Raw genomic sequence first — 25254 nt, 5'->3', positions numbered from 1 at the left:
CATCGGCTCCGAAGAAGTCCGCCCCCAGACGTCCCGCAGCGGCCGAGAAGAGTGCCGTGAACTCCGCCGAACCGGCCGCGAAGAAAGTAGCGGCCCAACAGCCTTCCGCGAAGAAGGCCCCTGCCAAGCAGACTCCGACGAAGAGGGTGGCCATGAAGACCAACGAGAACCGTACTCCGGCGACGGCGCCGGCCAAGGCGCCCGTGAAGAAGGCCGAGAACCTGACGGTCAAGGACGGCGAGACCCCGTGGACCGCGGCCGAGATGGCCGAGCTGCGCACCGAGCTCGAGGCCGACGCGATCCATCTGAAGGAAGAGATCCGCGACGCCGAGCAGGAGATCGTCGGGCTGCTGCGCGACGGCGGCGACGGCGCCGGCAACGACCAGGCCGACGTCGGCTCGACGACGCTGGAGCGCGACCACGAGATGTCGCTGGCCCGGAACGCGAGTGACATGCTGGACCAGATCGAGCGGGCGCTGTCCCGGATCGACGACGGCAGCTACGGACAGTGCGAGAGCTGCGGCAAGGCGATCGGCAAGGGTCGGTTGCAGGCGTTCCCGCGTGCGACACTGTGCGTGTCATGCAAAGAACGCGAAGAACGCCGCTGAGCGAATCAGAACCGTCCCACCTGCCAGGGGACGAGTCAGCAGCCACCCGGACCGAACCGGCCGACCTCGAGTCGGCCGGTTCCTCGTCGTTCCCGAGCCGGCGCCTGACCGTGCTGTTCGGGGTGGTCGGGCTGCTGATCCTGGGGCTGGACCAGCTGACGAAGGTGCTGGCTCTGCAGCACCTGACGCCGGGCGAGCCGGTGAACGTGATCGGCAGCCTGCTGAAGTTCAACCTGATCCGGAACCCCGGCGCCGCCTTCAGCCTGGGCGCCGACTTCACCCCGGTGATCAGCGCGATCCAGATCATCGTCGCGGTCGGCGTGGTCTGGTTGTCGCGCAAGCTCGGGTCGATCGGCTGGGCGGTGGCCTTCGGGCTGCTGTTCGGGGGCGCGGTCGGGAACATCACCGACCGGGTGTTCCGCGCGCCGTCGCCGTTCCACGGGCACGTGGTCGACTTCCTGCAGACCCCGCACTGGGCGATCTTCAACGTCGCCGACATGGCGGTCACCTCGGCGGCGATCCTGCTGGTGATCCAGACCCTGCGCGGGATCAAGCTCGACGGCACCAAGGACACCGGAAAACAACCTGCCTCCAGCGAGGCCGGAGAGGCTGAGAAGTGAGCGGCGACGCACGTACGGTGATGGTCCCCGACGGACTCGCCGGTGAACGGCTCGACGCGGCGCTGTCCCGGCTGTTCGGAGTCTCGCGCACCAAGGCGGCCGAGATGATCGAGTCGGGCCTGGTCCAGATGGACGGCTCGACCGCGATCAAGTCCTCCCGGGTCTCGGCCGGGGTGATGCTCGACGTCGAGCTGCCCCCGCCGCCGGGTGAGATCACCGTCGTACCGCAGACGGTCGACAACCTGCGGATCGTGCACGACGACGACGAGATCGTCGTGGTCGACAAGCCGGTCGGCGTCGCGGCCCACCCGTCTCCGGGCTGGACCGGACCGACCGTGATCGGCCACCTGGCCGGCGCGGGTTTCGCCATCTCCACCAGCGGCGCGGCCGAGCGCAAGGGGATCGTGCACCGCCTCGACGTCGGCACCTCGGGGCTGATGGTGGTCGCCAAGACGGAGTACAGCTACACCGTGCTGAAGCGCGCCTTCAAGGAGCGCACGGTGAAGAAGATCTACCACGCGCTGGTGCAGGGTCACCCCGACCCGTTCACCGGCACCGTGGACGCCCCGATCGACCGGCACCCGCACCACGACTACAAGTTCGGCGTGGTGGCCGGCGGCAAGCCGAGCGTCACGCACTACGAGACGCTCGAGGCGTTCCGCTTCGCCACCCTCCTGGAGATCACCCTGGAGACCGGCCGGACGCACCAGATCCGCGTCCACATGGCCGCGATCGGGCACCCGTGCGCCGGCGACCTGACCTACGGCGCCGACCCGGTGCTGGCCGAGCGTCTCCAGCTCAAGCGCCAGTGGCTGCACGCGATGCGCCTCGGCTTCACCCACCCGGGCAGCGGCGAGTACGTCGAGTACACCTCGGCCTACCCCGAAGACCTCGACTCAGCCCTGAACCTGCTCTCCGCCGACCAGTAGCAGTGAAGCTGTACCTGTCCTCCTTCCGGCTGGGCGACCACCCCGAGCACCTGGTCGCCTTGCTCCCGGAGGCAGGACGGGTCGCGGTGATCTGCAACGCCATCGACGCCGCGGACCCCGCCGTCCGCCGGGAAAAGGTGGCGGCCGAGCTCGCCTGGCTGCGCGCTCTCGGCCTTCGTCCCGAGGAGCTCGACCTCCGCTCGTACTCCGAACGCGGCGCCCGCGCCGACCAGGACCTCCGCGCCCGGCTCACGCAGTACGACGGGCTCTGGGTCCGTGGCGGCAACGTGTTCGTACTCCGTGCCGCGATGGCCGCCAGCGGCGCCGATCTGATCCTGCCCGGGCTGATCACGTCGGAGGCATTCGTCTACGCGGGGTACAGCGCGGGCTGCTGCGTGCTCGCACCGAGTCTGCGCGGTCTGGAACTGTGCGATCCCGTCGAGGAGGTCGACGGCGAGCTGATCTGGGACGGGCTCGGGGTGCTCGACGAAGCGATCGTCCCGCACCTGGATTCGCCGGGCCACCCGGAGACAGAGCTGCTGCAGAAGGTCGTCGCGGCGTACGAACGCGATGGCGTGCGGCACCTCGGGCTGCGGGACGGGCAGGCGCTCGTGGTGGACGGCGAGCGACGCGAACTGGTGTGAAGTGGTGTCGTCCACGAACGGATATCGGGCGATTCGGGGTCAGTTCGCGGCGTCGCCCGAGGGGCGTGTCAGAACTGTCCGAAGCGCCGATTAGGCTGGCGCAGTTCCACTCACACACGCCTCTGGGAGGTCTGCGAAGACATGGCGTCCAGCGACAGTTTCGTGCATCTACACGTGCACACCGAGTACTCGATGCTGGACGGCGCCGCGCGGATCGACGAGTTGTTCAAAACGGCCCAGGAGATGGGCCAGCCGGCCATCGCGACCACTGACCACGGCTTCGTCTTCGGGGCGTACGAGTTCTGGAAGACCGCGAAGAAGTACGACGTGAAGCCGATCATCGGCGTCGAGGCGTACCTGACGCCGCACACCCATCGCAGCGAGCGCAAGCGGGTCAAGTGGGGCGACGCGAACTCCGGCCGGGACGACGTCTCCGGTAGCGGCGCGTACACGCACATGACGCTGCTGGCGAAGAACACCTCCGGCATGCACAACCTGTTCCGGATGTCGTCGCTGGCCAGTATCGAGGGCTACTACTTCAAGCCCCGGATGGACCGCGAGCTGCTGCAGACCTACGGCAAGGGCCTGATCGCGACCACCGGCTGCCCGTCCGGCGAGGTGCAGACCCGGCTGCGGCTGGGGCAGTACGACGAGGCGATCAAGGCGGCCGCCGAGTTCCGCGACATCTTCGGCAAAGAGAACTACTACTGCGAGCTGATGGACCACGGCCTCGGCATCGAGCGCAACATCCAGGGCGACCTGCTGAAGCTGGCCAAGGACCTCGGCCTGCCGCTGGTGGCGACCAACGACCTGCACTACACCAAGCCCGAGGACTCGGTCGCGCACGCGGCGCTGCTGTGCGTGCAGTCCGGCTCGACCCTGTCCGACCCGAACCGGTTCAAGTTCGACGCGAACGAGTTCTACGTCAAGACCGCCGCCGAGATGCGCGAGGTCTGGAAGGACTACCCGGAGGCCTGCGACAACACGCTGCTGATCGCCGAGCAGTGCGATGTCAGCTTCACCGAGGGGGAGGGCCGGTTCATGCCGCGCTTCCCCTGCCCGGACGGGCACAACGAGGAGTCCTGGTTCGTCGCCGAGGTCGAGACCGGCCTGCACAAGCGCTACCCCGAGGGCGTCCCGGACCACGTCCGCAAGCAGGCGGAGTACGAGATCGAGGTGATCACCTCGAAGGGTTACGCCGGCTACTTCCTGGTGGTCGCCGACTTCATCAACTGGGCCAAGGAGAACGGCATCCGGGTCGGCCCGGGCCGTGGTTCCGGCGCCGGCTCGATGTGCGCGTACGCGATGCGGATCACCGACCTCGACCCGCTCCAGCACGGCCTGATCTTCGAGCGCTTCCTCAACCCGGAACGTATGTCGATGCCCGACTTCGACATCGACTTCGACGACCGCCGCCGCCCCGAGGTGATCCGCTACGTCACCGAGAAGTACGGCGACGACCGGGTCGCGATGATCGTCACCTACGGAACCATCAAGGCCAAGCAGGCCATCAAGGACGCCGGCCGGGTGCTGGACTACCCGTTCGCGATGGGCGACCGGATCACCAAGGCGATGCCGCCTGCGGTGATGGGCAAGGACGTGCCGCTGTCCGGCATCTTCGACCCGCAGCACAAGCGGTACTCCGAAGCCGGCGAGTTCCGTCAGCTGTACGAGTCGGACCAGGACGTCCGCAAGATCGTCGACACCGCCCGTGGCCTGGAGAACCTGAAGCGCCAGTGGGGTGTGCACGCGGCCGGCGTGATCATGTCCAGCGAGCCGCTGATCGACCTGATCCCGATCATGCGCCGCGATCAGGACGGCCAGATCATCACCCAGTTCGACTACCCGAGCTGCGAGACGCTCGGCCTGGTCAAGATGGACTTCCTGGGTCTGCGCAACCTGACGATCATGGACGACGCGGTCAAGAACGTGGAGGCCAGCCGCGGCATCACGCTGGACCTGGACGCGCTCGGCCGCAGCCTGGACGACAAGCCGACCTTCGAGCTGCTCGGCCGCGGTGACACCCTCGGGGTCTTCCAGTTCGACGGCGGCCCGATGCGGGCCCTGCTGCGGCTGATGAAACCCGACAACTTCGAGGACATCTCGGCCGTCGGCGCGCTCTACCGGCCCGGCCCGATGGGCGCGAACAGCCACACCAACTACGCGCTGCGGAAGAACAAGCAGCAGGAGATCAGCTACCCGCACGACGAGCTGGCGGTCGCGCTGGAGCCGATCCTCGGTACGACGTACGGGCTGATCGTCTACCAGGAGCAGGTGATGGCGATCGCCCAGCAGCTCGGCGGCTACACGCTGGGCAAGGCGGATCTGCTCCGCCGGGCGATGGGCAAGAAGAAGCGCGAGGTGCTGGACGCGGAGTACGTCGGCTTCTCCGAGGGGATGAAGGCGAACGGCTTCTCGCCCGCGTCGATCAAGGCGCTGTGGGACGTCCTGGTGCCGTTCTCCGACTACGCGTTCAACAAGGCGCACTCGGCGGCGTACGGGCTGGTCTCGTACTGGACCGCGTACCTGAAGGCGAACTTCCCCGCGGAGTACATGGCAGCGGTTCTGACGTCCGTGAAGGACGACAAGGACAAGATGGCCATCTACCTGAACGAGTGCCGCCGGATGGGCATCAAGGTGCTGCCGCCGGACGTGAACGAGTCCGACTCGAACTTCACCCCGGTCGGCACCGACATCCGCTTCGGCCTGTCCGGGATCCGCAACGTCGGCGTCAACGTGGTGGCCGAGATCGTCGGCGCGCGGGAGTCCGAGGGCCGGTTCGTGGACTTCGTCGACTTCATCGACAAGGTGCCGCTGCCGGTCTGCAACAAGAGAGTGATCGAGTCGCTGGCCAAGGCCGGTTCGTTCGACTCGATGAACCACGCCCGGCGCGCGGTGGTGGCGGTGCACGAGCAGGCCGTCGACGAGGCGATCGACCTCAAGCGCAACGAGGCGCACGGCCAGTTCGACCTGTTCAGCATGGGCGACGACGACGAGCCGGGCGACGGCAACAGCCGGCTGACCGTGCGGGTGCCCGAGATCGAGGACTGGGACAAGGCGACCAAGCTGGCGCACGAGCGGGACATGCTCGGGCTGTACGTCTCCGACCACCCGCTGTTCGGGGTCGAGCACGTGCTCACCAACGGCACCGACTGCACGATCGGTCAGCTGCTCGCCGACGAGGACCGCCCCGACGGCACCCAGGTGACGATCGGCGGCCTGGTCACCGCGGTCCAGCGCAAGGTGAACAAGCGCGGTGACATCTACGCGATCGTCACCATCGAGGACCTCGAAGGTTCGATCGAGGTGATGATGTTCTCCTCGGCGTACCAGCTGGCGGCGCACCTGCTCACCAACGACGCGATCATCTTGATGAAGGGCCGGCTGCGGCGCCGCGACGACCGGGTCGAGCTGAGCGGGTCGGACGTGTCGGTGCCCGACCTGACCGAAGGGCCGAGCGGCCCGGTGGTCATCACGATGCCGGTCAACCGCTGTACGCCGCCGCTGGTCGACCAGTTGCGCGACGTGCTCCAGGCGCACCCCGGGATGACCGAGGTGCAACTGCGGTTGCAGGCACGGCAGAAGACGACCGTGATGCGGATCGGCGACCGGTTCCGGGTGACTCCGACCTCGTCGCTGATGGCGGACCTGAAGGCGTTGCTGGGCCCGTCGTGCCTGGCGAGCTGACCGGACCTGCAACACTTGTGAAGTGAGTCAGCCACAGGACAACCAGCACAACCCGCTCGGGCGTGCACCGGCGTACGGGCAGTCGTACGGCCACCCCGCCGCGCAGTACCAGTTCGGTACTCCAGTGGTGGTGGAGCCCAAGCTGCCGTGGAGCAAGGCGATCGCGGTGACGATCGCGGTGTTCCTGGTCGCCGGAGCGATCGCCGGCTGGGCCTGGCAGCAGTTCGCGCCGCTCGCGCAGTACGCGGTGGACGAGAACGGCGGCGCGCTCGGCGAGGAGCAGATGACGAAGGTCTTCGGACCGGACGGCAGCTTCACCGCGATCGGGTTCCTGACCGCGCTGGTGCTCGGCGCCGGTCTGTTCTGGTGGTTGCGCAACTACGGTCCGTGGACGGTCGGCATCGTGGTGCTCGGCGCGGCGCTCGGCGGCGGAATCGCTTGGGGCGTTGGGATGCTGCTCGGGCACGACCCGCTGCAGCCGCGGCTGGAGACGGCCAAGCCGGGCGATCTGATCGACGCTCCGCTGGAGCTGCACACGTGGACCCCGCTGGCCGCCTGGCTGGTCGGAGCGGCGCTCGCGGCGGCGATCATCGCCACCGCCACCTGGCGCGCGGACCCCGTTGCAACCGGATCGGTATCTGCTGCGTCAGAATCCTCGCCGCAGGTGCATTAGCCTGTTTCGGCCCGGTGGTGAGGCCGCCGGCGACGCGAGGGGGGCATATGTCCGACCACACCAACCCGCCGGCAGGTGGGCACCAACCAGGTGCCGCAGGCGGACCGCAGGGCCCGTACGGCGGCCCGCAGCAGGGCCATCCTGGCTACGGCCAGCCGGGTCAGTCTGGCTATGGCCAGCAGGGCCAGCAGCCTGGGCACGCCGGAGGCGGACCGCAGGGGCGGCCCGGCCATACCGGCGCGCAGGGGCCGCAGCAGGGTCAGCCTGGCTATGGTCAGCAGCCCGGTCACGCCGGGGGCGGGCCGCAGCAGGGGCAGCCGGGTTACGGACAGCCTTCGCAGTACGGGCAGGGTGGACCGCAGGGGCCGTACCAGGGGCAGCAGCCGGGTTATGGCGGCCAGCAGCCTCCGCAGTACGGACCGGGTGGGCAGCAGTTGTGGCCGCAGCAGGGGCAGCCTGACTACCCGCAGCAGCACGGCGGCGGGGGACAACCGCCGTACGGTGCGCCTGAGACCATGCAGTGGCAGCCGGAGCCGAAGAAGCGCGGCAAGCTGATCCCGCTGGTCGCGGTACTCGCAGTACTGGCCGTGGTGGCGGGCGGCGGCGTGTTCGCCTACGCGAAGCTCACCGGTGGCGGTCAGCCGGCAGCGGTGCTGCCCGGCAACTCTGTCGCCTACGCGCGCATCGACCTGAACCCGTCGGCTGGCCAGAAGGTCGCCGCCGTCCGGTTCCTGATGAAGTTCCCGTCGGCCAAGGAGAAGATCGGGCTGACCAGCGACAACGACGACCTGCGGCAGAAGCTGTTCGACCTGATCAAGAAGGACGCCGGCGACGACCTGGCCGACGTCGACTTCGAGAAGGACGTCAAGCCGTGGCTGGGCGACCGCGCGGGCGTCGCGGCGATCCCCGGCAGCGACGGCAAGGAGCCCGACCCGGTCGTCGCGATCGAGGTCAAGAACGAGGACAAGGCCAACGCCGGCCTGGACAAGCTGTTCGCCAAGGAGGACAAGAAGCCGGGCCGGGTCTTCACCGACGGCTACGTGCTGCTCTCCGAGGACCAGGCGACCGTCGACGCGGCAGTTGCCAACAGCAAGCAGACCCCGCTGTCCGAGAACGCCACCTTCAAGGCGGACATGGACGAGCTCGGCGAGCAGGGCTTCGTCTCCTTCTGGGCCGACATGAAGGGCCTGGCGGCGCTGTCGCCGAAGAAGCTCCCCACCGAAACGACGGTGCAGGGGAGCGCGGCCGCGGCGCTGCGGTTCGACGCGCAGTACGTCGAGCTGAAGGGCATCGCCCACGGCGACCAGTCGATCAAGGTCAACTCGACGAACGCCGGTGACCAGCTCGCCAAGCTGCCCGACACCACGGCCGGCGCGTTCGCGCTGTCCGACGGCGCGAACCTGGTCGACACGATCTGGAAGCAGCTGGAGAAGTCCGGCTCGGGCCTCAACCTGCCGGAGCTGACCAAGAACTTCACCGACGAGTACGGCCTGGTGCTGCCGGACGACCTGAAGCCGCTGCTCGGCAAGAACCTGGCGATCGCGATCGACAAGGACAGCAGCGAGACGCCGAAGATCGCCGCCAAGATCGAGACCGACCCGGGCAAGGCCGAAGAGGTGGTCGACAAGGTGACCAACCTGCTCCGCACCCGCTCGACGGTCGACATCCCGATCAAGAAGGCGAAGGACGACAAGAACTTCGTCATCGCGACGGACCAGTCCTACGCCGACCAGGTGCTCAAGGGCGGCAACCTCGGCCAGACCGAGAACTTCAAGCAGGCGGTCCCGGACACCTCCGGCGCGGTGCTGGTCGGCTACGTCGACTTCCAGGCCGTCAGCTCCCTGTCGAAGCGCACCAGCACCGACAAGGACTACGCGGCACTGCGCTCCGCCGGCCTGAGCAGCCGCATCACCGGCGACGGCAAGGCCGACTTCACCCTGCGAGTAGTCGCCAAGTAACCGCACCACCCAGAAGCCCGGACCACGCAGTACGGTGGTCCGGGCTTTCTGCTTGCCCAGGAGAGGAACGCGATGAGCTACCAGCCGCGACCGGTCACGCAGTACGGCGTGGAGCAGTTGAACGGCTGGCCCACCAAGCTGTACGGCCTGGCAGTCGAGGGCGAGCCCGACAAGGATCTGCTGGATGCCGCCAGAGCCATTGCCTCCGCCACGCTCCCTGCGGACAACGGTGGGCGGGCAGCCTTTGTGATTGCCCACCGAGCTCGGCCGGCTTGTTTCGTGCTCGTCTATTGGTGGTCCAGCTCGGTGGATCTCTCGCTGGCCTACTTCCGCTCGCCGCTGGACCGGCCGGCCGGCCTTGCTCCCATGCCGCAGCACTCGACTGGCTGTGTGTGGGAACTGGCGCTCGCCCACAATGAGCGGGAGGCGTGGGTCCGGCACATGCTGGTTGGCGACGCCGACCTTGAGGCATACCTAGCGCCTGCTACTGCTCTTGAATGGAGTGCCTGATGAGCTACGAGAAGGATCCTCGCGTCGACGAGTACATCGACAAGTTGCCGGACTGGCAGCAGGAGATCTGCCACCGGGTGCGCGAGCTCGTGCACGCGGCTGATCCCGAGCTGGAGGAGACGATCAAACGGACCGTCCAGCCGTACTTCGTGTTGCAGGGCAATGTCTGCGCGCTGCTGGCCGCCAAGAGCCACGTCAACGTCTTCCTGTACGACGGGGCGATCGTCCCCGATCCGGAAGGCATCATCACCGCCGGGCACGACAACAAGACGGCTCGGACGGTGTCGTTTCGCGAGGGAGAGCCGATCAACGAGGCGGCGCTGACGGCGATGTTCCGGCAGATCATCGCCAACAACCGAGCGGGCGGCTGGCGCAAGCTCAAGGCCGAGCAGTAGCGCGGGGCGCTGCGGGCGAGCTGATCAGCGGGCTGCTCGGCACTTGAAATAAAGCAGTCCAGCCGCCTCTTTCCAGACCGGCCTGTCACCGATCGGCTCGGCCATCTGCTCGATCGACAACCCGGCACCCACCAGAGTGTTCACATAGGTCGAGAGCATGCGGTGGTAGGCGACGCGCGGCAGGATTTCCCAGCGGGTCGCGCTGTTGTGCGGACCCTCTTCGAAGTACCGGCCGGCGATCCGCCGATAGGTGCCTTCGACATGATCGACCAGCTCGCCGTGCGCCGGCGACTTGTAGCAGGGATGCGTGATGACGGCGACGAACCAGCCATCCGGCTTGAGGATCCGCGCGACCGAGCGCAGCGTCGGCTCCAGCTCCGGGATGTCCATCAACGCCATGTAGCAGACCACCCCGTCGAACGACGCGTCGGCGAGCGGCCGGAGATCCTGGGCGTCGCCGTGCACGTACTCGATCCCGCGCGGGCTCTGCCGCTCGAGCTCACGCGCGTGGGCGAGCAGCGATTCGGAGGCGTCGATGCCGACCACCTCGGCGCCGAGATCGGCGAGGCGGCGGGCATCGCGCCCCTGACCGCAGGCAACCGCGGCGACGCGTTGGCCGCGGACCTCGCCGGCCAACGCGTCGAATGTCGGGTCGATCAGGCCGGCGCCGTCGGGGTCGATGGTTGCGTGGTAAGCGTCGGCCAGTTCGTCGTACGGGCTCGTGAGGTTGCTCATGTGCGGTTCAACGGTCGCCCCGGCGGATGAGTTTCCTCGTCTGCTGCGAGCCAACGGCGGGCTGGTGACGAGCTAACAGGCGGCCGGCAGCGAGCCGTGACCGGCGTCCGCCCGATGCTTTCCGACTGCGACGAAAGGCTTCTCGAAGCCGTCCGGTGTCGTCTCGGCGGCCACTCCGACCGTCCAGAGGCACTTGCCGACCTGGGTGCTGCCGTGCAGGTAGCCGGCGCCGGCCGGGGGAGTGGTCTGCACGAACTCCTTGCCGACGAGCTCAGTCACCAGCGGTTTGCCGGTGTTCGGGTTGCCGCCGACGGCGACCGCCTTGCCGTCGAGGAATTCGAGGTCGTGGAACTGCCCGGTGACCGCAGGTGCGGCGAGCTCGGTCCACACCTTGCCGTCGAAGTGCAGGGCGAGCGGCCGCCGCCACAGGTCAGTGTCGTTCTTCATGCCGACCGCCCAGATGTCATTCGCCGACTTCACCACCAGCTGGGCGACTTCGAGACTCCTGCCTTCGGGAACCTTCACCGGCAACTCCACCTTGGTCCAGCGGGTGCCGTCGAACCGTGCGACCCCGCCGATCCCGGCGGCCCAGATTTCCTTGTCGTTGACCACCGCGAGATCGTCGAGGTACACGACGTGCTGGAGACCTTCGCGGGGCAGCTCCGTCCACTTGCCGCCGACGTACCGGAGCACGCTGCTCTGATCGCCGTACCTGCCGACCAACAGGCCGTTGCCCTGCTTGGCGATCGCGGTGAACTGCGTGGACTCCTCGGGCGCTCCGGTTGGAGTGTCGAGCAGCTTCCAGGCTTTGCCGTTCCAGTGCTGCAGAACGGGCTCCGTCTCGGCGCCGTTCTCAGTTGCGCCGACAGCCCAGACGTCGTTCGCCGACTTCGCCAGTACGTCGTCCAGCCGGCCGTCAGGGACCGGCTGCTTGGTCTGCTGCCAGGCCTTGCCGTTCCAGCGCAGCGCCAGCGGATGGAAGGCGAGCGTTCCCTCCGGGCCCGGCTCCAGGTTGATCCCGACGCTCCAGAGCGAGTTGCCGGCCTTCTCCGTCGTGTAGAGCACAGCGTTCTCAGGACCGGTCGGGGTCGCCGTCCAGTCGATCGGCGCGGGCGCCGCCAGGCCGCCCACGGTAGTTGCCAACAGCAAAGAAGAAACGATGGTTTGCATACCCCTTCAGACGCGCTGAAGCGGCCGCCACGTCACACTCACTCGGCGGCCAGCGCCTCCAGCACGCCGTCGCCGTACTTCGCCAGCTTGTTCTCGCCGATACCGCTGATCCGGCCGAGCTCGGCCAGGCTGGTCGGCAGCTCGGTCGCGATCTGCCGCAGGGTCGCGTCGTGGAAGATCACGTACGCTGGGACGCCGGTTTCCTTCGCGACCGCTCCACGCCAGGCCCGCAGCCGCTCGAAGATCGGCTCGGCCTCGGGCGCCAGCTCGACCACGGCCTTCTTGCCACCGCCGCTGGACCGCGAGGACCGCGAGGAGCGAGCCGCCCGCTCCGGCTCCCGCCGCATCATCACGTCCCGCCGGCGGCCGAGCACCTCGGCGCTGTCATCGGTGAGCACCAGCGTGCCGTAGTCGCCCTCCACCGTCAGCAGGCGTTGGGCCAGCAGCTGCCGGATCACCCCGCGCCACTCGGTGTCCTTCAGATCGGTGCCGATCCCGAACACGGACAGGTCGTCGTGCCGGAACTGCTTCACCTTCTCGGTGGTCTTGCCGAGCAGGATGTCGATCACCTGGCCGGCGCCGAACTTCTGGTTCCGCTCGTGCTGCAGCCGGTAGACCGTCGAGAGCAGCTTCTGCGCCGGGATGGTGCCGTCCCACGACTCCGGCGGGGACAGGCACGTGTCGCAGTTGCCACACGGCTCGCCCTTCTGGCCGAAGTACGCCAGGAGTTGTTCGCGGCGGCACTGCACGGTCTCGCAGAGCGCGAGCATCGCGTCGAGATGCGTGCCGAGGCGCCGGCGGTGCGCCGCATCGCCTTCGGAGGTGTCGATCATCTTGCGTTGCTGGACGACGTCCTGCAGACCGTAGGCGAGCCAAGCCGTCGACGGCAGCCCGTCACGCCCGGCGCGGCCGGTCTCCTGGTAGTAGCCCTCGACCGACTTCGGCAGATCGAGATGCGCGACGAACCGCACGTCCGGTTTGTCGATCCCCATCCCGAAGGCGATCGTCGCGACCACCACCAGACCGTCCTCGCGCAGGAAGCGGGACTGGTTCTTCGCGCGGACCCGGCTGTCCAGACCGGCGTGGTACGGGACCGCCTCGATGCCGTTCTGGGTCAGGAAGGTCGCTGTCTTCTCGACGCTGTTGCGGGACAGGCAGTAGACGATGCCGGCGTCGCCCGCGTGCTCGGTGCGCAGCAGGTCGAGCAGTTGGCGTTGCGGGCTGTCCTTCGAGACGATCCGGTACTGGATGTTGGGCCGGTCGAAGCTCGCGACGAAGTGCTTGGCGGAGCCCAGGTTCAGCCGGGTGGCGATCTCGGCATGGGTCGCCTCGGTCGCCGTGGCAGTCAGCGCGATCCGCGGTACGTCGGGCCAGCGCTCGTGCAGCTCGGACAGCATCAGGTAGTCGGGGCGGAAGTCGTGTCCCCACTGCGACACACAGTGCGCCTCGTCGATCGCGAACAGCGCGATCTTGCCCTGGTCGAGCAGCCGGGTGGTCGCCTCCACCCGGAGCCGCTCGGGCGCCAGGTAGAGCAGGTCGAGATCGCCGGACAGGAACGCCTGCTCGACGTCGCGCCGTTGGTCGTAGTCCTGGGTCGAGTTGAGGAAGCCGGCCCGGACGCCGAGCGCGGTCAGCGCGTCGACCTGGTCCTGCATCAACGCGATCAGCGGCGAGATGACCACCCCGACGCCCGACCGGACCAGGGCGGGGATCTGGTAGCACAGCGACTTGCCGCCGCCGGTGGGCATCAGCACCAGGGCGTCACCGCCGCCGACGACGGTCTCGATGATGTCCTGTTGCTCACCCCGGAACGAGTCGTACCCGAACACCCGGTGCAAGACCTGCAAGGCCTCGCTCGAGGTGTCATCCAGCGGCTGGGTCGTCTGCGTCACCCGGCGATTCTACGGAGGTCCCGCAGTCACTGCTGGCCCCCTGTGGACAACACGCCCCGATAGGTGCCGAGACTCCACACATTGCCTTCCGGATCGGCCACGCTGAACCCCCGCGACCCGTAGTCCTCCTCCCGCATCTCCCGTACTACGGTCGCGCCCGCCGCCAGCACTCGCGGCCACACGGCGTCCGGATCGTCGCAGACCAGATAGACCGAAGCGGTCAGCGCAGCCAGCTTGTCGAACTCGTTCGGCTCGGTGTTGCGGTCGATCGAGCTGACCATCACGCCGCCACCGGCCGGCCAGGCCAGCTCGGCATGCGCGATCGAGCCCTCGGCGACCCCGGCGTACGAGGCGACCAGAGTGAACCCGAGCCCTTCGGTGAGAAACTTCAGCGCGGCTTGACCGTCGCGGTAGACCAGCGTCGGCCAGACCCCGATCACGGTGTCGTTCGTCGTCGTGTTCATACCCCCGAGTCTGCGACCTCGGTGCGGAGCTCGTCTTGGACGAATGGGAGCTCCTCGGTCATCCACTGCCGCGGTGAGCAGCCCGCCATCGCGTGCCACTCGCGGGTGAGGTGCGCCTGGTCGGCGTACCCGAGGTCGGCCGCGAGATCCGCGAGCCTGGTCTGCGGTCGCGCCTTGAGCACGCCGACAGCGCGCTCGAAGCGCAGGACCCGGCCGGCGACCTTCGGCGTCAACCCGTACTCCGAACGAAACCGCTCGGTCAGATGCCGCCGGCTCCACCCGACCTCCCGCGCCAACTCCTGTACGCCGACGCCGCCCGCCGTCTCCCGCAGCCGCCGCCAGGCCCAGCCGAGCTCGGCGCGTGGCGCAGCGATCGGCTCGTCCCGCCACGCATCGAGCAGCATCCGCTCGACGATGTCGAACCGCTGGTGCCACAGCGGCGCGGCGCGAAGTCGCTCGCCCACCTCCTGCGCCGAGACGCCGAGCAGCGTGTCGACATCGAGCATCGTGGACGCGAGCTCGCCGGACGGCTGCCCGAGCAGCGCTCGCGACCCCTCCGGTGTGAGCGCGAGCTGGATCCCCGCGAGGTTGGGGGAGTCGCCGATCCGGACGGCGGTCGAGTGCAGCCCGCTGACCACGGTCTGGAACTTCTCCACCGGGGAGTCGGGCCAGGCGATGCCCAGTGGCTCGTCGAGGCTGATCACGATCGTCAGGTACTGCGAGGGCAGGCCGCGATGCAGCTCCAGCGGCTCGCCGTAGTACGCGTAGCCGGTGAGGTCGCCGAGGTAGTCGCGCAGGGCAGGGTGCGCCCGGCGTACGTGGTGCTCGAAGCCCTCCATGCCCTCAGGTTAGGGGCGGCATCCGACAATCCGCGGTCTAGTAAGTGAGCAACATTCAAACGGTCATTGGCGTAGTTTTCTGCCCGATCCTCCGGTAAGTTCGGCGCCGCCGCCCCACGACAAGGAGTGATTCATCATGTACGGACTGCGACGTAAGGCCGCGATTGCCCTCAGCCTGGCCGCCGTGGCCAGTGTCACCACGCTCGGCGCCACCAGCGCCTCGGCCGCCCCGACGGTCAACAAGTACGCCGGTCTGGAGGTCGGCGCGACCAGTTGCGGCGACGACGCCGTGACGATCGAGCGGAAGCCGTTCGGCGGCGGCGCCGACATCTGGCTGCGCTACAGCCCGAGTTGCCGGACCATCTGGGCCCACGTCAGCGGTGCGGCCGCCCCCCGCCCCGGTGACAGCGCCGGTGGAACCGCACTGATCTACCGCGAGCAGGACGGCGCCGCCGACCGCTGCAACGCGGGCCAGGACGGCTCGTGCAGCACGGCGATGCTGAACGACGCCGGCTACACCTCGCACGCGTCCGGCACCAACGACACCGGCTACACCATCTACCGCGGGACCACGCGCTCGTACTGAGCCGGAACCGGGCGCGCAGGGCGCCGCCCCGCCCTGCGCGCCATCCGTCATCCGGGACCGGCGTTTCGGCATCTGGACTCGAAGTGGCACCATGCTAACGAGAGTCAGCGTCGAGTTTTGGAGAGATCGCCGTGCCTGAACTGAGGTCCCGTACCGTCACCAACGGCCGCAACATGGCGGGCGCCCGCGCCCTCATGATGGCCTCCGGGGTCGCCCGAGAGGACTTCGGCAAGCCGATCATCGCGGTCGCGAACAGCTTCACCGAGTTCGTCCCCGGGCACACCCACCTGCAGCCGGTCGGCCGGATCGTGTCCGAGGCGATCCACGCGGCCGGCGGGATCGCCCGCGAGTTCAACACGATCGCCGTCGACGACGGGATCGCGATGGGCCACGGCGGGATGCTCTACAGCCTGCCGTCGCGGGACCTGATCGCCGACTCGGTCGAGTACATGGTCGAGGCGCACTGCGCGGACGCGCTGATCTGCATCTCGAACTGCGACAAGATCACCCCGGGCATGCTGATGGCCGCGCTCCGGCTGAACATCCCGACCGTGTTCGTCTCCGGCGGCCCGATGGAGGCCGGCCGGGCCACCCTGGTCGACGGCACCGTGCGCAAGCTGGACCTGATCGACGCGATGTCCGAGGCGGTCAACGAGAACGTCTCCGACGAGGACATCCTGCGGATCGAGGAGAACGCCTGCCCGACCTGCGGGTCGTGTTCGGGCATGTTCACCGCGAACTCGATGAACTGCCTGGCCGAGGCGATCGGCCTGGCGCTGCCGGGCAACGGCTCGGTGCTGGCCACCCACACCGCCCGCAAGGCGCTCTACGAGAACGCCGGCCGGACGGTGGTCGAGATCACCAAGCGGTACTACGAGACCGATGACGAGACCGTCCTGCCGCGCAACGTCGCTTCCCGGGCCGCGTTCGAGAACGCGATGGCACTCGACATCGCGATGGGCGGCTCGACGAACACGATCCTGCACCTGCTCGCCGCGGCCCAGGAGGCCGAGGTCGAGTTCGACCTGGACGACATCAATGCGGTCTCCCGCAAGGTGCCCTGCCTGGCGAAGGTCGCGCCGAACGTCGCTCCCGGCGGCACGTACTACATGGAGGACGTGCACCGCGCCGGTGGCATTCCGGCGATCCTGGGCGAGCTGTACCGCGCGGGTCTGCTGAACGAGGACATCCACACCGTGCACAGCCCGTCGATGGCCGACTGGCTGAAGAACTGGGACGTGCGCAGCGGCTCGCCGTCGGCCGAGGCTGTCGAGCTGTGGCACGCGGCGCCCGGGTGCAAGCGGTCGGCGACGGCGTTCTCGCAGTCCGAGCGCTGGGAGACGCTTGACACCGACGCGGCCGGCGGTTGCATCCGCGACCTCGAGCACGCGTACTCGGTCGACGGGGGACTGGCGGTGCTGAAGGGCAACCTGGCGCTCGACGGCTGCGTGGTGAAGACGGCCGGCGTCGACGAGTCGATCTGGACCTTCGAAGGCCCCGCGGTGGTCTGCGAGTCGCAGGACGAGGCGGTCGAGAAGATCCTTGCCAAGGGCATCAAACCCGGCGATGTCGTGGTGATCCGCTACGAAGGCCCCAAGGGCGGCCCCGGCATGCAGGAGATGCTCTACCCGACGTCCTTCCTGAAGGGCCGCGGCCTGGGCAAGGTCTGCGCCCTGGTCACCGACGGCCGCTTCTCCGGCGGTACTTCGGGCCTGTCCATTGGCCACGCCTCCCCGGAGGCGGCGTCCGGCGGCACCATCGCGCTGGTCGAGGACGGCGACCGGATCCGCATCGACATCCCCAATCGCTCCATCGAGCTGCTGGTGTCGGACGACGTACTGGCTGCCCGCCGCGAGGCCCTCGGCGGCGTCTACGCCCCGAAGTCCCGCGACCGTAAGGTCTCCGCCGCCCTCCGCGCCTACGCCGCGATGGCCACCAGCGCCGACAAGGGCGCGGTACGAGACGTCACCAAGCTCGGCTGAGCAGGAACTCCTTGGCAGCGGCCGGCTTCAGGTCGGTCGCTGCCAACTCCTCCAACGGCAGCCAGACCAACGTGTACTGGTTGCCGGGGGAGTTGAGCCGCGCTTCCTCGCCACCCAGCCGTGCTTCGCCGGCCGGCGCATCCGCCGCGAAGTAGTACTCGTTGCCCAGCACCAACAGCCGATCGCCGAGCGTCGCGGTCAGCCCGGTCTCCTCGTGGATCTCCCGCAGGCAGGCCTCTTCGATGCTCTCGCCTTCGTCGACTCCACCGCCAGGCAGCGTGTAGTACTCCGCGCCGTTCTTGCGCCGGTGCATCGTCAGCAGCAGGTTGTCGCGCACGATGACGGCGACCGCTCTTGTTCTCACAGGTCGAACTCCAGGTCGAAGGCGAGGGTGATCGCCTCGGCCAGGGCTGCCTCCTGGGCTGGGAGGAGATAGCCGATCAAGCGGCCGAGCTGGAGTTTCGGGATGGTCTGAATGTTGTCGCAGCTGATCGCGCTGGGGTGATCCAGACCGTTCTGCGGGCCGACCGGTACTTCGGTGGACAGGCCGCGGATCGTGCTGGTGATCGGCGCGACGGTCACGTTGGTCAGCCGGGGGCGGATCAGCTCGCGGGTCAGGACGACCACCGGGCGCGGCTTGTCCAGCCGCGCGATGTGCAGTGGCCGCATCAGTCGACGTCGGCCAGCACAGTCCCGCCGGCGGCGACCGCCAGTCCGTCGAGGTCGTCGTAGTCACCGTGCGCCGCCAGAATGGCGGCGTCCCGCTCGGCCAGCTCGCGTCGGCGCTCCCGCTCCATCGCGCGCGCGACCACCGACGCCCGGCTGGACGCCTTGTTGTCATCCACCAGCCGGTCCATGAACTCCACGAGCTCGTCCGGCAACCGCACCGTGATCTGCTTACTCATACCAAAACCATACCGCCTTGGGATTCACTTCTCTACCGGAGCCGGTCGTAGACGATGGCGAGCTCGCCGAGCTTGCCGGTCTCCTGGTGCGCGACGCCCCACCGGGTGGCCGGCAGACCGTCCTCGAACAGCCGCTGCCCGCCGCCGGTGATCACCGGGGTGATCATCAGATACAGCCGATCGAGCAGGTCGGCCGCGAGCAGGGCCTTGATGACGCTGGCGCTGCTGTTGACGAGGATCTCGCCCCCGTCGGTGGTCTTCAGGTCGGTGATGACGTCCGCGGCCGGAGCGTTGACCAGGCGGGTGTGCGCCCACGGCGACTCGGTCAGCGTGGTCGAGAAGACCACCTTCTCCGTGTCGCGGATCCACCGCGCATAGCCGCGATCGCGCGGGTCGGCGTCCTCGTTGTCGGCGACCGACGGCCAGAAGCCGAGGAATCCCTCGGCGTTGAGCCGGCCCAGTACTGCGGTGGTCGCGTTCTCGTACAGGCGGGTCATCTGGTCGCGAGCGACGTCGGTGGTCGCGAACGGGATGATCGCGCCGAGGTCCCCAGCGCCGCCGGGGCCGTTGTAGTGGCCGTCGAGGGAGAGGTTCAGGTTGGCGGTGACCAGGCGGGTCATTTCGTGCTCCTTGTCGTAGTTGCTGCGGTGAGTTTGTCGAGGCTCTGGCCGAAGCCGAGCTCGATTCCTGCGATGAAGTCGGCGGAGTCGATGGTGCTGTCGGTGATCCGATAGGTGGCGTCGAGCGTCGTACCGGCGCCGGTCGGCCGGAGGTTCAGCTCGATGTGGGCGGTGAAGGCGAGGCTCCCGTCCGGCAGCAGCGGTGAGTTGCTGTAGGCAAGCTGTTCGCCCACCCGTACGCCGGTGACGACGCCCTGCGACCGCCCCACGACCTGATCGGACCCGTCAGCGTCCTCTGCGTCGCGGTATTCGAGCACCACGCGGCCACCCGGTGTCGCCTCGAAGACAAGCTCGGAGACACGCAAGCCGTCCGGGGTCATCCAGTCACTGATCAGCTCGGCCTCGGTCAGATGCCGCCAGACCACCTCGGGGCTCGCGTCGAGTGCCCGCTGAAACCGGAACACCCGGTCATCGGCCCACCCCTCCTGGTCGGCTGCAAGCCGCTCCGCCGCGACGGTGCCGCCATGCCGCTCGTACGCCGCCTGCGGCCCATCCGGCCGCTCCACGGTGTCCGCCAGTTGACCCAGCGCCTCGGCCAACTCCCGCAGCGGCCCAGCCTCCAGCGAGTAGACCCGCCGCTGCCCGATCCGCTGAGAACTGACCAGCCCGGCCCGCTCCAGCGTCTGCAAATGCTTGGTCGTCTGCGGCTGCCGAGCCCCTGCCAACTGAGCCAGCACCCCCACCGACCGAGGCCGCTCAGCCAGCAACCCCACCAATCGCCACCGAGCCGCATCACCCAGCGCCACCATCAGTGCTTCCATGGCCCAAAGTATTCACTACAAAGAATATTCGTGTCAAGGAATAAGTTAGTCGACGAGCAGGACGAGCTTTCCGCGGACCGAGCCGGACTCACCGACGCGATGAGCTTCGGCGATCTCGGCCAACGGGAAGGTCCGGCCGACCTGGACCGAGAAGCGGCAGACGGCGGCGAGTTCGGCCACCAATGCCAGGGCGTAGGTGGCGCGGCCGGTGTCGCCCCGGCTGAAGCGGACGCCGGTCTGCTGGGCGCCGAGGAAGTCGGCGACCGTGATGACGTGTTCGGGTGCGCCGGACAGCTCGATGAGTTCGGGGAGTACGCCGCTGCCGGCCACATCCAGCGCGAGGTCGACACCTGACGGCGCGAGAGCGCGGACTCGGTCGACCAGACCCTCGCCGTACGCGACCGGCTCGGCGCCCAGGGAGCGGAGGGATTCGTGGGTGGCTGGACTGCCGGTGCCGATCACGCGGGCACCGCGCTCGACGGCGAGTTGGACGGCGGCGGTTCCGATGCTGCCGGAAGCGCCGTTGATCAGGACGAGACTGCCCGAGACGACGCCGAGTTGGTCGAGTGCGCGGGCTGCCGCCTCGGCCGCCGCGGGGATCGCGGCAGAGCTTGCGAAGTCGAGCGTGGAGGGGATCGGTGCCCAGTCGGACAGCACGGCCAGCTCCGCCTGCGCTGCCCCGTACGGCGATGCGCCGAAGACGTAGTCGCCTACCGAGACCCCGCGGACCCCCGCGCCGACCTCGTCGACGATTCCCGCAGCCTCGTACCCCAGGGTCTGCGGCAGCTCCTGATCCATCAGGCCCTGGCGCTTCTTCCAGTCACTCGCGTTGATGCCGGCCGCCCGGACCCTGATCCGGATCTCGGCCGCGCCAGCGTGAGGATCGGGGAGCTCGACCAACTCCAGGACCTCAGGGCCACCGAACCGGGTGAACTGTGCAGCCTTCATGACGCGCCTCTTCTCTGAAGGAAGTGGCGGATCATCCGATGCCGCGTATACGCGTGCCGATCAGCACGTTTCTACTCCGATGAGCCGATTCTACGCCAGCTCAGTTGGGGCACATGTCGGACCAGGGGATGTCCACGGCCGGCAGCGAGGGGAGTGCCTTCATCGCCGAGAGCTCGGTGTCGAGCAGGCCGACCAGCTGGGCCAGCCGGGTGGTCGTGTCGAGTGCCTCCAGCAACTTCTGCCGGTCGGGGGTGACCAGTGTCATCGCGGCCGACATCAGGTACGAGAGGATGCCCGGGTCGTCGGGGAGCGAGCCGATGTGCAGGCCGGGCTGCGAGATCTCGCTGATGGCAGCGGCGTACCGGCGGAACCGCTCGACCGCGATCGTCGCAGTACCCAACGGGTCGTCGCCCGGCTCTTCGTCCAGCCACTCGACGTCGGCGACCAGGTAGTCGCCACCGCTGTCCAGCTCGGCCACCTTGAAGCGGCGGTTGCCGGTCAGCGTGATCTCCACCGGGCCGTCGTCGTCGGCATCGAGCGAGATCTCCGAGATCGTCGCCGCGCAGCCGGTGCCGTACAGCGAGCGGAAGACCCGGTCGCCGAGCTCGTACCCGTCCCGTACGGCGACAGCGCCGCACGCCAGCTCGCCGCCGTTCTCCACCAGGTCGCGGATGACCGACCGGCCTTGCACGTCGGTGACGGGGATCGGGAGCACCAGCCCAGGGAAGATCACTGTCTCGACAGTGAGTAGTGGCAGGCGGGAGTCCATGGCGTTGAGCCTAGGGCATCGACCCCGATCGAAAGGTGCAGCGTTCCGGCCGGGTCAGGAGTCGTCTAGGTGAGCGCCGACAGGTGCTCCACCTAGGAGGATCGAATGAGAAGCAGAGGGAGACCGGCGATCGCGGCCGGGGTACTGCTGGGACTGGTGCTGACGAGCCTGCAAGGCGCGCCCGCGGTGCAAGCCGCCGAGGCCAACTCGCCCGCGGCCGAGCCAGTGCGACCAGGGAAACCGGCAGGGAAAGCGGCAGAGGCGCTACCACCCGGGCGGGTGACCCTGCTGACCGGAGACCGGGTGACGATCGACCAGCAGGGTCAGGTGCAGGCGCAGGCCGGCCCTGGACGGAAGGTGCGGTTCGAGGTGCAGCAGGGCCGAGGCCGCCTGTACGTCGTACCGTCGGATGTCTCGTCCGCCGTCACCGCCGGCAAGCTGGACCGGGCGCTCTTCGAGGTCGCCGGCTTGATCCGGCAAGGCCTGGACGACCAACGCGCGAAGGAACTCCCGCTGCTGGTCACCTACGACGGCAAGCCCCAGTCGTTCGCGAAGACCAAGGGCAGTCGCCAACTCCCGTCGATCGACGGAGTGGCCCTCAAGGTCGCGAAGCGAGACGCAGCCTCCTTCCTGACCCAACTGACCGGCGCGCGAGCCGCGGCCGGAGTCAAGAAGGTCTGGCTGGACACCAAGTTCAAGCCGACCCTGGACAAGTCGGTACCGCAGGTCGGCGCACCCGCTGCCTGGCAGGCGGGATTCACCGGCACGGGCGTCTCCGTCGCAGTCATCGACACGGGCATCGACGCCACTCATGCCGATCTCAAGGCGCAGCTGGCCGGCCAGCGGAACTTCACCGACGAGGCCGACGGCGACAAGGTCGGCCACGGCACCCACGTGGCCAGCATCATCGCAGGCACCGGCGCCGCGGCTGGTGGCAAGTTCAAAGGCGTCGCGCCCGGGGCCCGGTTGTACGACGGCAAGGTGTGCTCGATCGACGGGTGCACGCTGTCGGCGATCGTGGCCGGGATGGAGTGGGCCGCCACCGAGGTGAGGGCCAAGGTCGTGAACCTGAGCCTCGGCGGCTACGACGATCCGGAGACCGACCCGGTCGAGGAGGCGCTGGCCCGGCTCACCGAGCAGACCGGCACCCTCTTCGTCGTTGCCGCGGGCAACAGCGGTGAGGGCGCGGGAACGATCGAGTCGCCCGGCAGCGCGGCCGCCGCGCTGACGGTCGGCGCTGTCGACAAGCAGGACAAGCTGGCCTGGTTCTCCAGCCGCGGCCCGTTGCCGGACGGCACGGTCAAGCCCGATCTGACGGCCCCTGGCGTGGCGATCGTCGCTGCCCGCGCCGCCGGGACCGAAGCCGGTACTCCGGTCGACGAGCACTACACGTCCCTCAACGGCACCTCGATGGCCACTCCGCACGTCGCGGGCGCGGCAGCGATCCTCGCCCAGCAGCATCCGGACTGGAAGGCGGGTCGGCTCAAGACCCAACTGATGTCGGCCGCGAAGCCGATCGAGGGTCAGTCCGGGGACGAGCAGGGAACCGGCCGTCTCGACGTGGCGAACGCCGTCGCGTCCACGGTGGTCGCCGAGCCCGGTTCGCTCTGGTTCGGCAAGGCCCTGTATCCACACGACGACGACCAGCCGATCACCAAGACGCTGACCTACCGCAATACCGGTGACCAGCCGGTCGCGCTCGCGATCAGCGCCGCCCTCCTCGGCCCGGACAGCAAGCCTGCTCCGGCTGGTGCGATCAAGCTGGGCGCGCAGACTCTGACGGTTCCGGCCGGCGGCACTGCAAGCGTCCCGGTCATCGTGGACACCAAGCACTCGGGACCGGACGGCCGCTACTCCGGCCAAGTGGTCGCGAAGGCCGGTGAGCGGACCGTCACGGCATCGATCGCAGTCGAGAAAGAGGTCCCGAGCTTCGACCTGACCATCAAGACCCTCGGCCCGGACGGCAAGCCGGCCGAGGCGACGACCGCGCTGCTCCCGAAGACCGAATGGGCCGTCGTCGTGTCGGATCCCAGCGGGACGGTCAAGCTCCGGCTGCCGAGAAGTGAGTACGCGCTCCGCAGTACCGTGGAGACTCCCGGGCCGAACCGGTACGACCTGGTCCTGCCGATCCTGGATCTCGCCGCCGACACCACCGTGGTGATGGACGCCCGGCAGGCCAAGCCGCTGCGGATCTCCACCAAGCAACCAGGCGCGACGCTGGTCGAGGGCGCCGTCCGGCTGATGCTTCCGGAGGAATGGGGCTGGGCCACCAGCCTGTACTTCGTCGACCAGGCAGGTCTGTTCACCGCGCAGGTCGGCCCGCCCGCCAAGGATGTGCTCGGCTCCGTCGCGACCCGCTGGGCCCGCCGGAACGCCGACGGGACGTTCGACAATTCGCCGTACCAGCTGAATCAGCTCGACAAGCTGCCGGGACGATTCCCGACCGGTTCGCGACGCGTGATCGACCCGGCGAAGATGGTCCGCGTCGACGAGACGATCAATGCCACCTCAGGCAGGCGGGCCGAGGTGAGCTCTGGCGACGGCTATGCCTACGCCGCGGTCATCGACTACGACTTGCCGGCCCGGCGACGCTCGTTCCACGATCCCGCCTCACTGGACGATCCGAGCACCGCGGTCTTCACCGTTGTCAGTGAGTTCGAGCCAGGACCGGAGAGGGTCTATCTGACCGACGTCCAGCACAAGGCGAGCTATCTGGGCGGACGGAACTACCGGGCGCGGTACAACGCCGGTGTGTTCGCACCGGGGCCCAGCCTCGCGGTCCGGGGTGGCGGTCTGATGGCGGTGGTGCTGACGCCACTCGCGGATGCCGACGGCCAGTGGGGTGGCAGTTCCTACGGTTCCACCGCGGACCTGAGGGAGACCAAGCTCTATCGCGACGGCGAACTGGTGGTGGGCTACAAAGACCGCTTCGGCTGGGCCAACCCGTTCGACCTCCCGCCGGAGCCGGCCACCTACAAGCTGGTCAGCACGATCGACCGGCACAGCGTTTCGCGGTTCAGCACCCGGGTCGAGCATGTCTGGACGTTCCGGTCGGGGGAGACCGGCAACGCGGAGGATCTGCTGCCCTTGCTGAGCGTCAGGTACCGGCCGGTTGTGGACGACCACAACCTGACTGCCCGCAAGCCGATCACCAGGATGCCGGTCGTGCTCACCCCGCAGCCTGGGGCGCCGCTGCCGCGGATCAAGCAGTTCACCCTCCAGTACCAAGGCGCCGCAGGGTCTCCGTGGCGAGCCGCCAAGCTGGTGCGGAAGGCGACCGGTCAGTACGTCGCCGAGTTCCCGACGCCGGTGGGCGACTCGGTGTCGCTGCGGGCCACCGTGGTCGACGGTGACGGCAACAGCACCGCACAGACAGTGACCGACGCGATCCGCTGGAGTAAGTAGGCAACCACCAGCCCGTACTCCGCTCCGCCTGCGGCGGAGTACGGGCGAGCCTGTGGACGGCCCGCGAAAGGGGAGTGCGGCTGCCCGTAGACTG

Annotated in this window: 24 protein-coding genes; 12 read left to right on the top strand and 12 right to left on the bottom strand. The window is 68.5% G+C overall.

The annotated features are described in order from the left end of the window. The first annotated feature begins 152 nt into the window (after positions 1–152). From AB0P21_RS05680 to AB0P21_RS05640, 9 genes are all read left to right on the top strand, one after another. Positions 153–608, top strand: coding sequence for a TraR/DksA family transcriptional regulator (locus AB0P21_RS05680; protein WP_363693959.1), 456 nt, complete (start codon positions 153–155; stop codon positions 606–608). Next, a complete protein-coding gene (lspA, locus tag AB0P21_RS05675; protein WP_363693957.1) occupies positions 581–1228 on the top strand; it encodes a signal peptidase II in 648 nt (215 codons plus the stop codon). The genes AB0P21_RS05680 and lspA overlap by 28 nt, the downstream gene beginning before the upstream one ends. 20 nt (positions 1229–1248) lie before the next feature. Further along, the gene (locus AB0P21_RS05670; protein WP_363694427.1) at positions 1249–2157 is read left to right on the top strand and encodes an RluA family pseudouridine synthase; all 909 of its coding nucleotides are present in this window, start codon (positions 1249–1251) and stop codon (positions 2155–2157) included. A 2-nt stretch (positions 2158–2159) separates the two neighbouring features. Then, entirely contained in the window at positions 2160–2801 is a 642-nt protein-coding gene (locus AB0P21_RS05665; protein ID WP_363693955.1) for a Type 1 glutamine amidotransferase-like domain-containing protein, read from the top strand. A gap of 141 nt (positions 2802–2942) precedes the next feature. Then, entirely contained in the window at positions 2943–6488 is a 3546-nt protein-coding gene (gene dnaE, locus AB0P21_RS05660) for a DNA polymerase III subunit alpha (protein WP_363693953.1), read from the top strand. A gap of 22 nt (positions 6489–6510) precedes the next feature. Continuing rightward, entirely contained in the window at positions 6511–7161 is a 651-nt protein-coding gene (locus tag AB0P21_RS05655; protein ID WP_363693952.1) for a hypothetical protein, read from the top strand. A gap of 47 nt (positions 7162–7208) precedes the next feature. After that, positions 7209–9119, top strand: coding sequence for a DUF3352 domain-containing protein (locus AB0P21_RS05650; protein ID WP_363693950.1), 1911 nt, complete (start codon positions 7209–7211; stop codon positions 9117–9119). Between the two features lie 72 nt (positions 9120–9191). After that, complete coding sequence (locus tag AB0P21_RS05645; protein ID WP_363693948.1) at positions 9192–9629, top strand: hypothetical protein; 438 nt, start codon at positions 9192–9194, stop codon at positions 9627–9629. Then, positions 9629–10024, top strand: coding sequence for a DUF1801 domain-containing protein (locus AB0P21_RS05640; protein ID WP_363693946.1), 396 nt, complete (start codon positions 9629–9631; stop codon positions 10022–10024). The genes AB0P21_RS05645 and AB0P21_RS05640 overlap by 1 nt, the downstream gene beginning before the upstream one ends. A 24-nt stretch (positions 10025–10048) precedes the next feature. On the opposite strand, the gene AB0P21_RS05635 is transcribed toward AB0P21_RS05640, so the two are convergent. The 5 genes from AB0P21_RS05635 to AB0P21_RS05615 all read right to left on the bottom strand — a co-directional run bounded on the left by AB0P21_RS05635 (position 10049) and on the right by AB0P21_RS05615 (position 15124). After that, the gene (locus AB0P21_RS05635; RefSeq protein WP_363693945.1) at positions 10049–10759 is read right to left on the bottom strand and encodes a class I SAM-dependent methyltransferase; all 711 of its coding nucleotides are present in this window, start codon (positions 10757–10759) and stop codon (positions 10049–10051) included. A 72-nt stretch (positions 10760–10831) separates the two neighbouring features. Continuing rightward, positions 10832–11902, bottom strand: coding sequence for a hypothetical protein (locus tag AB0P21_RS05630; protein ID WP_363693943.1), 1071 nt, complete (start codon positions 11900–11902; stop codon positions 10832–10834). A gap of 65 nt (positions 11903–11967) precedes the next feature. Then, entirely contained in the window at positions 11968–13821 is a 1854-nt protein-coding gene (gene recQ / locus AB0P21_RS05625) for a DNA helicase RecQ (RefSeq protein ID WP_363693941.1), read from the bottom strand. A 26-nt stretch (positions 13822–13847) separates the two neighbouring features. Beyond that, a complete protein-coding gene (locus AB0P21_RS05620) occupies positions 13848–14285 on the bottom strand; it encodes a VOC family protein (protein ID WP_363693939.1) in 438 nt (145 codons plus the stop codon). After that, positions 14282–15124 (bottom strand): helix-turn-helix domain-containing protein, encoded by an 843-nt coding sequence (locus tag AB0P21_RS05615; protein ID WP_363693938.1) that lies wholly within the window; start codon positions 15122–15124, stop codon positions 14282–14284. Before AB0P21_RS05615 ends, AB0P21_RS05620 begins: the two co-directional genes overlap by 4 nt. 136 nt (positions 15125–15260) lie before the next feature. Between AB0P21_RS05615 and AB0P21_RS05610 the strand changes: the two genes are divergently transcribed. Further along, entirely contained in the window at positions 15261–15710 is a 450-nt protein-coding gene (locus tag AB0P21_RS05610; RefSeq protein ID WP_363693936.1) for a DUF2690 domain-containing protein, read from the top strand. A 131-nt stretch (positions 15711–15841) separates the two neighbouring features. Continuing rightward, the gene (gene ilvD, locus AB0P21_RS05605; protein WP_363693934.1) at positions 15842–17692 is read left to right on the top strand and encodes a dihydroxy-acid dehydratase; all 1851 of its coding nucleotides are present in this window, start codon (positions 15842–15844) and stop codon (positions 17690–17692) included. On the opposite strand, the gene AB0P21_RS05600 is transcribed toward ilvD, so the two are convergent. The 7 genes from AB0P21_RS05600 to AB0P21_RS05570 all read right to left on the bottom strand — a co-directional run bounded on the left by AB0P21_RS05600 (position 17676) and on the right by AB0P21_RS05570 (position 21755). After that, positions 17676–18056: an NUDIX domain-containing protein gene (locus AB0P21_RS05600; protein ID WP_363693932.1), complete on the bottom strand. Its 381-nt coding sequence runs from the start codon at positions 18054–18056 to the stop codon at positions 17676–17678. The genes ilvD and AB0P21_RS05600 overlap by 17 nt on opposite strands. Then, complete coding sequence (locus AB0P21_RS05595; RefSeq protein ID WP_363693930.1) at positions 18053–18361, bottom strand: type II toxin-antitoxin system PemK/MazF family toxin; 309 nt, start codon at positions 18359–18361, stop codon at positions 18053–18055. The genes AB0P21_RS05600 and AB0P21_RS05595 overlap by 4 nt, the downstream gene beginning before the upstream one ends. Continuing rightward, positions 18361–18597, bottom strand: coding sequence for a ribbon-helix-helix domain-containing protein (locus AB0P21_RS05590; RefSeq protein ID WP_363693928.1), 237 nt, complete (start codon positions 18595–18597; stop codon positions 18361–18363). The genes AB0P21_RS05595 and AB0P21_RS05590 overlap by 1 nt, the downstream gene beginning before the upstream one ends. A gap of 32 nt (positions 18598–18629) precedes the next feature. After that, a complete protein-coding gene (locus tag AB0P21_RS05585) occupies positions 18630–19217 on the bottom strand; it encodes a dihydrofolate reductase family protein (protein WP_363693926.1) in 588 nt (195 codons plus the stop codon). Beyond that, positions 19214–20038 (bottom strand): metalloregulator ArsR/SmtB family transcription factor, encoded by an 825-nt coding sequence (locus tag AB0P21_RS05580; protein WP_363693925.1) that lies wholly within the window; start codon positions 20036–20038, stop codon positions 19214–19216. Before AB0P21_RS05580 ends, AB0P21_RS05585 begins: the two co-directional genes overlap by 4 nt. 45 nt (positions 20039–20083) lie before the next feature. Beyond that, the gene (locus AB0P21_RS05575; RefSeq protein ID WP_363693924.1) at positions 20084–20986 is read right to left on the bottom strand and encodes an NADP-dependent oxidoreductase; all 903 of its coding nucleotides are present in this window, start codon (positions 20984–20986) and stop codon (positions 20084–20086) included. Positions 20987–21086: 100 nt separating this feature from the next. Next, positions 21087–21755 carry an LON peptidase substrate-binding domain-containing protein gene (locus AB0P21_RS05570; protein ID WP_363693922.1) on the bottom strand — a complete coding sequence of 223 codons (669 nt, stop codon included), beginning with the start codon at positions 21753–21755 and terminating at the stop codon, positions 21087–21089. A gap of 105 nt (positions 21756–21860) precedes the next feature. Here AB0P21_RS05570 and AB0P21_RS05565 point away from each other — a divergent pair, with 105 nt between their 5' ends. Then, a complete protein-coding gene (locus AB0P21_RS05565; RefSeq protein WP_363693921.1) occupies positions 21861–25160 on the top strand; it encodes a S8 family serine peptidase in 3300 nt (1099 codons plus the stop codon). Positions 25161–25254 lie beyond the last annotated feature (94 nt).

The organism is Kribbella sp. NPDC056861 (genome assembly GCF_040687575.1).
Taxonomy (GTDB): domain Bacteria; phylum Actinomycetota; class Actinomycetes; order Propionibacteriales; family Kribbellaceae; genus Kribbella.
The sequence above is the reverse complement of the archived record's forward strand: the minus strand, read 5'-3'. Positions and strand labels throughout refer to the sequence as shown.

Excerpts from the sequence above, each read along its gene's own strand:
- AB0P21_RS05680 (WP_363693959.1), top strand. The coding sequence starts at position 153 with ATGAAGACCAACGAGAACCGTACTCCGGCGACGGCGCCGGCCAAGGCG.
- lspA (WP_363693957.1), top strand. The coding sequence starts at position 581 with ATGCAAAGAACGCGAAGAACGCCGCTGAGCGAATCAGAACCGTCCCAC.
- AB0P21_RS05670 (WP_363694427.1), top strand. The coding sequence starts at position 1,249 with ATGGTCCCCGACGGACTCGCCGGTGAACGGCTCGACGCGGCGCTGTCC.
- dnaE (WP_363693953.1), top strand. The coding sequence starts at position 2,943 with ATGGCGTCCAGCGACAGTTTCGTGCATCTACACGTGCACACCGAGTAC.
- AB0P21_RS05650 (WP_363693950.1), top strand. The coding sequence starts at position 7,209 with ATGTCCGACCACACCAACCCGCCGGCAGGTGGGCACCAACCAGGTGCC.
- AB0P21_RS05645 (WP_363693948.1), top strand. The coding sequence starts at position 9,192 with ATGAGCTACCAGCCGCGACCGGTCACGCAGTACGGCGTGGAGCAGTTG.
- AB0P21_RS05640 (WP_363693946.1), top strand. The coding sequence starts at position 9,629 with ATGAGCTACGAGAAGGATCCTCGCGTCGACGAGTACATCGACAAGTTG.
- AB0P21_RS05635 (WP_363693945.1), bottom strand. The coding sequence starts at position 10,759 with ATGAGCAACCTCACGAGCCCGTACGACGAACTGGCCGACGCTTACCAC.
- AB0P21_RS05620 (WP_363693939.1), bottom strand. The coding sequence starts at position 14,285 with ATGAACACGACGACGAACGACACCGTGATCGGGGTCTGGCCGACGCTG.
- AB0P21_RS05615 (WP_363693938.1), bottom strand. The coding sequence starts at position 15,124 with ATGGAGGGCTTCGAGCACCACGTACGCCGGGCGCACCCTGCCCTGCGC.
- AB0P21_RS05610 (WP_363693936.1), top strand. The coding sequence starts at position 15,261 with ATGTACGGACTGCGACGTAAGGCCGCGATTGCCCTCAGCCTGGCCGCC.
- AB0P21_RS05595 (WP_363693930.1), bottom strand. The coding sequence starts at position 18,361 with ATGCGGCCACTGCACATCGCGCGGCTGGACAAGCCGCGCCCGGTGGTC.
- AB0P21_RS05590 (WP_363693928.1), bottom strand. The coding sequence starts at position 18,597 with ATGAGTAAGCAGATCACGGTGCGGTTGCCGGACGAGCTCGTGGAGTTC.
- AB0P21_RS05585 (WP_363693926.1), bottom strand. The coding sequence starts at position 19,217 with ATGACCCGCCTGGTCACCGCCAACCTGAACCTCTCCCTCGACGGCCAC.
- AB0P21_RS05580 (WP_363693925.1), bottom strand. The coding sequence starts at position 20,038 with ATGGAAGCACTGATGGTGGCGCTGGGTGATGCGGCTCGGTGGCGATTG.
- AB0P21_RS05575 (WP_363693924.1), bottom strand. The coding sequence starts at position 20,986 with ATGAAGGCTGCACAGTTCACCCGGTTCGGTGGCCCTGAGGTCCTGGAG.
- AB0P21_RS05570 (WP_363693922.1), bottom strand. The coding sequence starts at position 21,755 with ATGGACTCCCGCCTGCCACTACTCACTGTCGAGACAGTGATCTTCCCT.
- AB0P21_RS05565 (WP_363693921.1), top strand. The coding sequence starts at position 21,861 with ATGAGAAGCAGAGGGAGACCGGCGATCGCGGCCGGGGTACTGCTGGGA.